General features: G+C 70.5%; 11 protein-coding genes. 5 read left to right on the plus strand and 6 right to left on the minus strand.

Going from position 1 to position 9,238, the window contains the following annotated elements; translation table 11 throughout:
- From nudC to OWR29_RS21950, 3 genes are read right to left on the minus strand one after another with little or no spacing between them, the layout of a single operon-like run.
- Positions 1-972, minus strand: a complete 972-nt coding sequence (gene nudC, locus OWR29_RS21940; protein WP_267564929.1) for an NAD(+) diphosphatase — start codon at positions 970-972, stop codon at positions 1-3.
- Positions 969-2,288 carry a M16 family metallopeptidase gene (locus OWR29_RS21945; protein WP_267564930.1) on the minus strand — a complete coding sequence of 440 codons (1,320 nt, stop codon included), beginning with the start codon at positions 2,286-2,288 and terminating at the stop codon, positions 969-971. The genes nudC and OWR29_RS21945 overlap by 4 nt, the downstream gene beginning before the upstream one ends.
- A complete protein-coding gene (locus OWR29_RS21950; RefSeq protein WP_267564931.1) occupies positions 2,285-3,592 on the minus strand; it encodes a M16 family metallopeptidase in 1,308 nt (435 codons plus the stop codon). The genes OWR29_RS21945 and OWR29_RS21950 overlap by 4 nt, the downstream gene beginning before the upstream one ends.
- A 167-nt stretch (positions 3,593-3,759) precedes the next feature.
- Between OWR29_RS21950 and OWR29_RS21955 the strand changes: the two genes are divergently transcribed.
- The 4 genes from OWR29_RS21955 to OWR29_RS21970 are packed head-to-tail and all read left to right on the plus strand — an operon-like array spanning position 3,760 to position 6,931.
- Complete coding sequence (locus OWR29_RS21955) at positions 3,760-4,170, plus strand: RrF2 family transcriptional regulator (RefSeq protein WP_267564932.1); 411 nt, start codon at positions 3,760-3,762, stop codon at positions 4,168-4,170.
- Positions 4,167-5,237: an ABC transporter substrate-binding protein gene (locus OWR29_RS21960; protein ID WP_267564934.1), complete on the plus strand. Its 1,071-nt coding sequence runs from the start codon at positions 4,167-4,169 to the stop codon at positions 5,235-5,237. The genes OWR29_RS21955 and OWR29_RS21960 overlap by 4 nt, the downstream gene beginning before the upstream one ends.
- Positions 5,238-5,250: 13 nt before the next feature.
- Positions 5,251-6,006 (plus strand): ABC transporter ATP-binding protein, encoded by a 756-nt coding sequence (locus tag OWR29_RS21965; RefSeq protein ID WP_267564935.1) that lies wholly within the window; start codon positions 5,251-5,253, stop codon positions 6,004-6,006.
- Positions 5,996-6,931: an ABC transporter permease gene (locus OWR29_RS21970; RefSeq protein ID WP_267564937.1), complete on the plus strand. Its 936-nt coding sequence runs from the start codon at positions 5,996-5,998 to the stop codon at positions 6,929-6,931. Before OWR29_RS21965 ends, OWR29_RS21970 begins: the two co-directional genes overlap by 11 nt.
- On the opposite strand, the gene OWR29_RS21975 is transcribed toward OWR29_RS21970, so the two are convergent.
- The gene (locus tag OWR29_RS21975) at positions 6,928-7,818 is read right to left on the minus strand and encodes a hypothetical protein (RefSeq protein WP_267564939.1); all 891 of its coding nucleotides are present in this window, start codon (positions 7,816-7,818) and stop codon (positions 6,928-6,930) included. The genes OWR29_RS21970 and OWR29_RS21975 overlap by 4 nt on opposite strands.
- 35 nt (positions 7,819-7,853) lie before the next feature.
- The gene (locus OWR29_RS21980) at positions 7,854-8,054 is read right to left on the minus strand and encodes a hypothetical protein (RefSeq protein WP_267564940.1); all 201 of its coding nucleotides are present in this window, start codon (positions 8,052-8,054) and stop codon (positions 7,854-7,856) included.
- Between the two features lie 165 nt (positions 8,055-8,219).
- Between OWR29_RS21980 and OWR29_RS21985 the strand changes: the two genes are divergently transcribed.
- Entirely contained in the window at positions 8,220-8,933 is a 714-nt protein-coding gene (locus OWR29_RS21985) for a lysophospholipid acyltransferase family protein (protein ID WP_267564941.1), read from the plus strand.
- Positions 8,934-8,988: 55 nt separating this feature from the next.
- On the opposite strand, the gene cspE is transcribed toward OWR29_RS21985, so the two are convergent.
- The gene (gene cspE, locus OWR29_RS21990; protein ID WP_015625344.1) at positions 8,989-9,192 is read right to left on the minus strand and encodes a transcription antiterminator/RNA stability regulator CspE; all 204 of its coding nucleotides are present in this window, start codon (positions 9,190-9,192) and stop codon (positions 8,989-8,991) included.
- Positions 9,193-9,238: the final 46 nt, after the last annotated feature.

Here is a 9,238-nt window from a genome sequence, read left to right on the forward strand (position 1 = left end):
TTAGCGGGCCAAACCGCCCAACCAGCGCTCAATGAGGTAGAAGGCGATGGAAGAGGGCATCGGCAGGCCCATCGGGACGCCCGTCGACGGGTCGTGGAAGTCGCCCGCGATCATCTTCGCGATGTCGTCGCGGGTGAACCAGTGCGCCTCGTCGATCTCGGCCGGGTCGAGCCGCATGGGCTGCTCGGGGTCGGCCGTGGCGTGGTAGCCGAGCATCAGCGAGCCCGGGAACGGCCAGGACTGGCTGCCCGCGTAGCGCAGCGAGGTGAGGGCCAGGCCGACCTCCTCGCCGACCTCGCGGGCGACGCTGGCCTCGGCCGACTCGCCGGGCTCGACGTAGCCGGCCAGGCACGAGAAGCGCAGGCCCCCGTCGGCGCCCTTACCCCAGGCCGCGTTGTGCCCGAGCAGGCAGCGCCCCTCGGGCCCGGCCACGCCGTCGTGCACGAGCACGATCATGGCCGGGTCGGTGCGGGGCCACATCATGTTGCCCTCGGTGTCCTTCCGCGCCCAGCCGGCCTCCACGGCGGTGGTGGGCAGGCCGGTGCGCGGTGAGAACTTGTGGCTGCGGTGCCAGTTGCCCAAGGCGACGGCGGTGGTGAAGATTCCGGCGTCGCGATCGTCCAGCAGGTGGCCGACGTCCCGCAGGGTGACCGCCGGGGCGTCCCCGGACTCGGGCAGGGGCGCGTCGACGGTCCACAGCGGGGTGCCGTCGGCGTCGAGGCCGAGGAACCAGTGCTCACCGTCGGGCGCCTCGGCCGACGGCAGCAGCACCAGCCGATCGTCGGCGGCCCGGGCCCGGCCGCCCTTGCTCAGGTCGACCACCAGCACCCGGCCGCGGGTCCAGGCCGCGGCCAGCCACTCGTCGTCGGTGCGGTGCAGCGCCGCCCGGTCGAGGGTGCTGCGGGCCAGCGGCGGCGCGTCGATCAGGCCGCTGGGCTGCTCACGGACATCGGGCTCTTCCGGGGCGCTCACGCGACGCTTCGTTCCACCGTGGTGAGCGCGGACAGCGGACCCTCGACCTGCGCGGCGTCACCCAGCACGACGGTGACCGCCTGAGACGGGGCGAGGAAGCGGGAAGCCACCTCGGCCACCTGCTCGCGGCTCGCCGTGGCCAGGGCGGCCGAATACTGCCGCAGATGGTCGAGGCGGAGGCCGAAGCTGGCGTACATGCTGGCCAGGCCGGCCAGACCGGCCTGGGTGGACATGCCCAGGCGCAGCGTGCCCAGGGCATAGCGGCGGGCCTGCTCGAGCTCTTCCTCACCCGGCGGCAGGCTGGCGATGCGGCCCAGCTCGTACAGCGTCTCGAGCAGGGACGGGCCGGTCACCTCGGTCGCCACCTCGGCCGAGAGCACCAGCGCGGAGCCGGCCAGGTAGTGCTCGATGCCGGTGTGCGGGCCATAGGTGTAGCCCTTGTCCTCGCGCATGTTCTCGACCCAGCGGGACGAGAAGTAACCGCCGAAGACCAGGTTGGCCAGCTGCAGGGCGGCGTAGTCGGGGTCGGTGCGCTCGAGGGCGGGCAGGGCCATGCGCAGCGACGACTGCACGGCGCCGGGCCGGTCGACCAGCAGCAGCGGGCCGGGCTCGAGGGCCGGGGTGGGCGGCACCTCGACCGCCTTGGCCGGGCCGGTCCAGCTGCCGAGCGCCTTCTCGGCGGCGTCGATGGCCTTCTCCGGGTTGAGGTCGCCCACCAGCACCAGCACCGCGCCCTCGGGGCGGACCCGCTCGGCGTGCAGGGTGCGCAGCTGGGCCGGGCGGACCGCGCGCACCTGCTCGGGCTCGGGCGTCTGGATCGCGTACGGGTGCTTGCCGTACATCCGCTTGAGCAGAGCCGTACGCGCGAGGTGGGCCGGCTGGGTCAGGGCCACCTGGATGTGGTCGACCAGCCGGTCGCGCTCGGTCGCCACCTCGTCGTTCGGGTACGCCGGGTCGGTCAGCACGGCGGCCAGGATCTCGAGCATGCGGTCGAGGCCTGAGGCCAGCGAGTTGCCGGTGACCAGCAGCCGGTCGGGGTCGAGCCCGGCCGACAGCCCGCCGCCGACCGCCTGCAGCTCGGCCGCGATGTCGACGCTGGTCATCGTGCCGGTGCCGGTGAACAGCGCCTGGGACAGCACCGTGGCCCGGGACAGCGGCGCCTTGCCGAACGGCACCCGCAGCCGCAGCTCGACGAGCGGCACCGACGTACGCCGGATGGCGATCACCGTGAGGCCGCCGGCCAGCGTGCGTTCGGCCTCTTTGGGCAGCTTGAGCTTCGCGTCCGGGATCAGGGCGGGCAGGGACTTGCTGGTCATGCGGCGGCTCCCGGGACGACCTCGACGGTGGCGCGCCGCTCGGGGCGCAGGGTGGCGGCCGCGGCGGCGATCTGCGCCTCGGTGACCTCGCCGACCAGCTTGGGCAGTTCGTTGAGCATCTCGGGCCGGCCGCGCTGCAGTTCGAGCACGGCCATCGGCAGCGCCCGGCCGAGCACGGCGTCGGTGTCCCGCAGCAGGTGGGTGGCGATGCGGGCCTGCACCCGCTCGAGCTCGCCCGGCTTGAGGCCCTCGGTGGCCAGGTGGTCGAGCTCTTCGTCCACCGTGCGCAGCACCTTTTCGGCGTCGCCACCGGGCGGCATGTGCGCCTGCAGCAGCATCGCGGTGGGGTTGCGGACCTGGAACTCGTCGCCCATGAAGCCGATGTAGCCGCCGATGCTGGTCACCGTACGGTCGCGCTGGACCAGACGCTCGACCAGCCGGGACGCGTCGCCGTCGGTCAGCACCTCGGCCAGGACGACGAAGGGCAGGTAGTTCTCGAAGTCGCCGATCGGGTCGGGCACCCGCCAGGCGCTGGCCACGCCGGGCAGCGGGGCCAGCCGGTCGGTGTAGACGTCGCGCTTCTCGCTGGTCAGCCCGGGCTCGTCGAAGTCGGGCAACGGCGGCGCGGGGCGGGCCGGCACGTCGTCGAAGTGGCGGTGGATCATCTCGGTCGCCGTGGCCACGTCGAAGTCGCCCGCCACGGCCAGGGTCGCGTTGCCGCAGGCGTAGTAGCGGTCGAAGAAGGCCTGAGCGTCCTCGACCGTGGCGCTGTCGAGGTCGCCGAACGAGCCGTAGCCGTCGTGGGCGTTGGGGAACGTCGAGAACATCACCGGCGGCAGCCGCAACCAGGGGAACCCGCCGTAGGGCCGGTTCAGCACGTTGACGCGGATCTCTTCCTTCACCACGTCGATCTGGTTGAGCAGGTTCTCTTCGGTCAGGCGGGGGCCGCGCATGCGGTCGGCCTCGAGGAAGAGCGCCCGCTCGAGCGCGCCCGAGGGCAGCACCTCGAAATAGTCGGTGTAGTCGAGGTGGGTCGAGCCGTTGAACGTGCCGCCGGCCCCCTGCACGTGCCGGAAGTGGGCCAGCTTCTCCAGATTCTCGGAGCCCTGGAACATCAGGTGCTCGAAGAGGTGGGCGAAGCCGGTGCGGCCCTCGGGCTCGGAGCGGATGCCCACGTCGTAGACCACCGCGACCCCGACGACCGGGGCGCTGCGGTCGGGGGTGAGCACCACCCGCAATCCGTTGGCCAGGGTGAAACGCTCCACCGGGTACTTCGTCGCGGGGATCTTGATTCTGCGCGCCACAAAATGACATTAGCGCCTTCTCCGACCTGCGTCGCGACCGCAGGTGACCACTTGACCACCGGCTGATGTTCCGGCATGGGGACACGGGCTTGACGCCAATTCCTCCTTAGACCATCATTCCTATCCACTAGATAGGTGTAAGAGACAATGGCGGGACAGGGGGCTACGTGTACGTCTCGGCGCGCACCGACTACGCCGTGAGGGCCATGCTCTCGGTGACGGCGGAACACCCCCGCCTCGTGAAGGCGGCCACGCTGGCCGCCGCTCAGGACATCCCGCTCAGTTTTCTGCAGGGCATCCTGCTCGACCTGCGCCGCGCCGGCCTGCTGCACAGCCACCGCGGCGTCGACGGCGGCTACGCGCTCGCCCGGCCGGCCGAGCAGATCACCGTGGGCGACGTCGTCCGCGCCGTCGGGGGCGCGCTCGCCACGGTGCGCGGCCTGCCCACCACCAACGCGACCTATCACGGGGCCGCCACCGGGCTGCGCGACGTGTGGGTCGCGGTCGAGGAAGCCATCGAGGGCGTCGTCGACCACAAAACCTTGGCTGAACTCTCCATTCTCAAGGAGTCCGCATGAGCTCCCGCACCTCACGTGCGCTTGCTGTTGCCGCCACCGCCCTGCTGTCCGTCTCGCTGCTGGCCGCCTGCGGCGGTGACGACGAGGCCGGCGGGTCGTCCTCGGGCGGATCGGCCGAGGCCGCGTCGCTGCGCCTGGGCTACTTCCCGAACATCACCCACACGCCGGCCCTGATCGGTGTGAACAAGGGCTTCTTCCAGACGTCTCTGGGCAACACCAAGCTCGAGACGAAGACGTTCAACGCCGGCCCGGCCGCGATCGAGGCGCTCTTCTCGGGCGCCATCGACGCCACGTACATCGGCCCCAACCCGGCCATCAACGGCTGGTCGCAGTCCAAGGGCACCGGCCTGAAGATCATCGCGGGCAGCACCTCGGGCGGCGCCGGCCTGGTGGTCAAGGAGGGCATCAACACCGCGGCCGACCTCAAGGGCAAGAAGATCGCCACCCCGCAGCTGGGCAACACCCAGGACGTGGCGCTGCGGGCCTGGCTCAAGGAGAACGGCCTCAACGCCGACCAGCAGGGCGGCGGCGACGTCTCGGTGCTGCCGCAGGACAACGCGACCGCGCTGCAGGCCTTCGCCCAGGGCGCGATCGACGGCGCCTGGGTGCCCGAGCCCAACTACAGCCGGCTGATCCTGGAGTCCAAGGGCAAGGTGCTGGTCGACGAGAAGGACCTGTGGCCCAGCGGCCTGTTCGTCACCACCCACCTGATCGTCACCCAGGAGTTCCTGAAGAAGTACCCGGCCACGGTCAAGAAGCTGCTGCAGGGTCACCTCGAGTCGCTCGACTACATCGAGAAGAACAACGCCGAGGCCCAGACCGCGGCCAACGCCCAGCTCGAAGCGCTCAGCGGCAAGCCGCTGAAGGACGACGTGCTCAAGGCGTCGTTCAAGAACCTCACCTTCACCGCCGACCCGGTCGCCTCGTCGCTGTTCACCAGCGCCAAGCACGCCGAAGAGGTCGGTCTGCTCAAGCCGGTCGACCTCAAGGGCATCTACGACCTCGGGCCGCTCAACGAGCTGCTCAAGGCCGCGGGCAAGCCCGAGGTCAGCGACGCGGCCGCCTGAAAGGCCTGAGCTCATGAGCCTCCTGCAACAGAAGACGGGTTCGGTCGTACGCCTGGAGAACGTCTCCAAGAGCTACGGAGACCTGCTGGCCCTCGACCGGGTCTCGCTCACGGTCGGCCAAGGCGAGTTCGTCTGCCTGCTGGGCGCGTCCGGCTGCGGCAAGAGCACGCTGCTCTCGCTGGTGGCCGGGCTCGACGGCATCACCGGCGGCACGCTCGACACGGGCGGTCGCAAGGTGTCGCTGATGTTCCAGGAGGCCGCGCTCTTCCCGTGGCTCTCGGTCCGGGGCAACGTCGAGCTGCCGCTGCGGCTGCAAGGCGTGTCCCGGCCCGAGCGCCGCCAGCGGGCCGAGGAACTGCTCGGCATCGTCCGGCTCGGCGGCTTCGCCGACAAGCGGCCGCACGAGCTCTCCGGCGGCATGCGCCAGCGCGTGGCCCTGGCCCGCGCGCTGGCCCAGAACGCCGACATCCTGCTGATGGACGAGCCGTTCGGCGCGCTCGACGCGATGACCCGCGACATCCTGCACGACGAGCTGGAGCGGATCTGGCGCGAGCAGCAGCTGACCGTCCTGTTCGTCACGCACAACGTGCGCGAGGCGGTGCGCCTGGGCGACCGGGTCATCCTGCTCAGCAGCCGCCCGGGCCGGGTGATCGAGGACTACCCGATCACCCACGAGCGGCCCCGGCGCATCGACTCCCCCGAGGTGGCCGGGCAGGCCGCCGAGATCACCGACCGGCTGCGCGCGGAGGTTGCCCGCCATGCCCATTAAGTACCCGTCCGCGCGCGCCGGGCTCGAGGGCGTGAACGGCGACAGCACGGCGCCGGTCGCGGAGAAGCCCGGCGTCGACCCGGAGGCGGCCGAGGTCGCCGGTCTCGACGCGCTCGAGCTGCAGCCCAGGAAGGACAAGGGCGCCCTCGGCAAGCGCATCTGGAAGAGCACCTGGCCCAAGGTGCTGGCCATCGCGATCGTGCTGCTGATCTGGCAGATCACGGTGTGGTCGGAGTGGAAGCCGATCTACGTGCTGCCCTCGCCCACCACGGTCTTCACCGACCTGGGCAACGTGATCACCACGGGCGACTTCTGGGACGGCGTACGGGTCACGATGACCCGCGCCTTCACCGGCTTCCTGCTGGCGGTGGTCATCGGCACCATCATCGGCGCTCTGGTCAGCCAGTTCGCGCCGTTGCGGGCGGCCATCGGCTCGCTGATCACCGGCCTGCAGACGATGCCCTCGATCATGTGGTTCCCGCTGGCCATCCTGCTCTTCCAGCTCAGCGAGAGCGCCATCCTGTTCGTGGTCGTGCTCGGGGCCGCCCCCTCGGTGGCCAACGGGCTGATCAGCGGCATCGACTACGTGCCGCGCACCTGGCTGCGGGTCGGGCAGGTGCTGGGCATGCGGGGCTTCGCGAAATACCGGCACCTGATCCTGCCGGCGTCGCTGCCCTCGTTCATCTCGGGCCTCAAGCAGGGCTGGGCGTTCTCGTGGCGCAGCCTGATGGCGGGCGAGCTGCTGGTCATCGTGCCGGGGGCGCTGTCGATCGGCGTACGCATGCAGCAGGCGCGCGACCTGAGCGATTCGAGCCTGGTGATCTGCTACATCATCGTCGTCCTGATCATCGGCATCCTGATCGACGTCCTGTTCAACGCGGCCGACAACGCCCTGCGGAGGCGTTGGGGTTTGTTGAGTAACTAAACAGGGCGCACAGAAGCAAGCACATCTTCGATCACGTAGTTCCACTGTTTGTGGGTGCCGGGGATCGAGATGTAGAGGACGGCCGCGGTCGTCTTGCCGACGTCGATGACCGCCACCGCGGACAGCTCCTCGGTGGCGGTCAGCCCGGCCGCCTGGAAGTGCAGCCGGAACTCGCTCACCCAGGCCGGCCGCCCGCCCAGCGTGGTCAGCTCGTCGCGGATCGGGTCCATCGTGTTCGGTTGCGGGTAGTACTCGGCCCGCACGTCGGCCGACACCTGCCGCCCCACGCACTCGAGGTTCAGCGTCACCGCGTCGTTGTCGGCCGCCGGCACCGCGGCCGACAGAATCGAGGCGTGATAGCTGCCCCCGCTGTACTGCTCGGTGACGAAGTGCTGGCCCACCCGGTACGGCACCTCGAGCGTGCCGGCCCGCCACACGTCGGTCCACGGTTCCCAGGGTTCCCCGTACGCCTTGTACGAGATGCCGGCCTCGTCGTCGGTGGTGCGGGGGCCGCCCGGGACCGGCGGCGCGCTGGGCGCCCGGCTCGGGCCCGCGCTCGGTGAACCGCTGGGCGCCGGGCAGGCCTGGGCCAGCGGTGGGCGTACGTCGGTCGGGGCCGATTCCTTCGAGCCGAACGGGTCACCCTCGGCCGAGAACACGAGGATCAGCACCACGGTCAGACCGATCGCCAGGATCGCGCCCGCGACGCCGGCGAAGATCCGCATCTGCCGGCGGCGCCGCTGCGGCCCGTCGGGCTGCGGAGCCTCGGGCTCGGGCGGGGGCGGCGGCTTGACCGGAGGGCCGCCCGGGGCCGTAGTGACCAGGCCCGAACCGAGCCGGCCGCCCGCCTGCTGCCACGAGTACGGCTCGGGGGTCTGCTCGGACATGAATCCCAGTGAACACCACGATGGTGGCGATCACGTCACGGCAGCCGGGCGGTGTTCTCCACAGCCGTGCTGAACAGGGCGCTGACCTGCTGCCAGAGCGTGGGGCTGACGTCGGTCGGGCCGGTGCCGACCGCCGGGTACCACGGCGCGAAGGCCACCACGAGAACCAGCGCGACGCCGAAGACGGCGACCGCGCAGACGAATCCGAATTCCCGGCGGGCGGATGGTCCGCTCATGCCGGTACCTCCCCAGTCGCGGCCGGGCCCGTCACCTCGAGGCCCGGTCAGGTCAGAGCCCCGTCACGTCCGAGTGAAAAGGGCCGATAATGCTTAGACGCATGAACGGCCCCGGACGTTGCACCGTCCCAGGAGAAGTTCAGCGACTTCCGCTACCGTCTTGCCATGGAACTCGTGTATCCGCCGGTCGTCGCCCTCGCCAAGACGATGTTCCGGGTGCTCGACATGAAGATCGAGATCGACGGCGCCGAGCACATCCCGGCCACCGGCGGGGCGGTGCTCGCGAGCAACCACGTGAGCTACCTCGACTTCATCTTCTGCGGTCTGGGTGCTCAGCCGGCCAAGCGCTTGGTGCGCTTCATGGCCAAGGATGCCGTTTTCCGTCACAAGGTCAGCGGCCCGCTGATGCGCGGCATGCGGCACATCCCGGTCGACCGGGACGCGGGCGCCGCGTCGTTCCGCACGGCCACCGAGGCGCTGAAGAAGGGCGAGGTGGTCGGCGTCTTCCCCGAGGCGACGATCAGCGAGTCGTTCACCGTCAAAGAGCTCAAGTCGGGCGCGGTCCGGCTGGCCCGCACGGCCAAGGTGCCGCTGATCCCGATGGTCGTCTGGGGTCCGCACCGGCTGTGGACCAAGGGCCGCAAGAAAGAGCTGACCAAGCGCCATGTGCCGGTCATCATCAAGATCGGCGAGGCGATGGAGATGCCCAAGGGCACCTCGCCCGACGCGCTCACCGCGATGCTCAAGGAGCGGCTGAGCGGCCTGCTCGACGCGGCCCAGCGGGCCTACCCCGAGCAGCCCTCCGGCCCCGACGACCGCTGGTGGCTTCCCGCCCACCTGGGCGGCACGGCACCCCTGCCGCCGGTCGCCGCGATCTGAGACAACGCAAAAGCGCCTCACCCCGGCCGGGGTGAGGCGCTTTTGACTAGTTACTTCAGAGCGGACGGATGTTCGCGGCCTGCGGGCCCTTCTGGCCCTGGGTCACCTCGAACTCGACCCGCTGGTTCTCGTCCAGGCTGCGGTAGCCCGAGGTCTGGATAGCGGAGAAGTGGGCGAAGACGTCGGCGCCGCCGTCGTCCGGGGTGATGAACCCGAAGCCCTTGTCCGCGTTAAACCACTTCACAACGCCGGTAACCATGATCGTCTCCTCGACGGTCGATCGCTCCGTCCCAACATGGGCGGAA

Source organism: Paractinoplanes pyxinae, from assembly GCF_026626335.1.
GTDB classification, from domain to species: domain Bacteria; phylum Actinomycetota; class Actinomycetes; order Mycobacteriales; family Micromonosporaceae; genus Actinoplanes; species Actinoplanes pyxinae.

What these genes read in the sequence shown, in the direction of transcription:
- cspE (WP_015625344.1), bottom strand. Translation starts at nt 9,192, where the DNA reads ATGGTTACCGGCGTTGTGAAGTGGTTTAACGCGGACAAGGGCTTCGGG.
- OWR29_RS21985 (WP_267564941.1), top strand. Translation starts at nt 8,220, where the DNA reads ATGGAACTCGTGTATCCGCCGGTCGTCGCCCTCGCCAAGACGATGTTC.
- OWR29_RS21975 (WP_267564939.1), bottom strand. Translation starts at nt 7,818, where the DNA reads ATGTCCGAGCAGACCCCCGAGCCGTACTCGTGGCAGCAGGCGGGCGGC.
- OWR29_RS21960 (WP_267564934.1), top strand. Translation starts at nt 4,167, where the DNA reads ATGAGCTCCCGCACCTCACGTGCGCTTGCTGTTGCCGCCACCGCCCTG.
- OWR29_RS21970 (WP_267564937.1), top strand. Translation starts at nt 5,996, where the DNA reads ATGCCCATTAAGTACCCGTCCGCGCGCGCCGGGCTCGAGGGCGTGAAC.
- OWR29_RS21980 (WP_267564940.1), bottom strand. Translation starts at nt 8,054, where the DNA reads ATGAGCGGACCATCCGCCCGCCGGGAATTCGGATTCGTCTGCGCGGTC.
- OWR29_RS21945 (WP_267564930.1), bottom strand. Translation starts at nt 2,288, where the DNA reads ATGACCAGCAAGTCCCTGCCCGCCCTGATCCCGGACGCGAAGCTCAAG.
- OWR29_RS21965 (WP_267564935.1), top strand. Translation starts at nt 5,251, where the DNA reads ATGAGCCTCCTGCAACAGAAGACGGGTTCGGTCGTACGCCTGGAGAAC.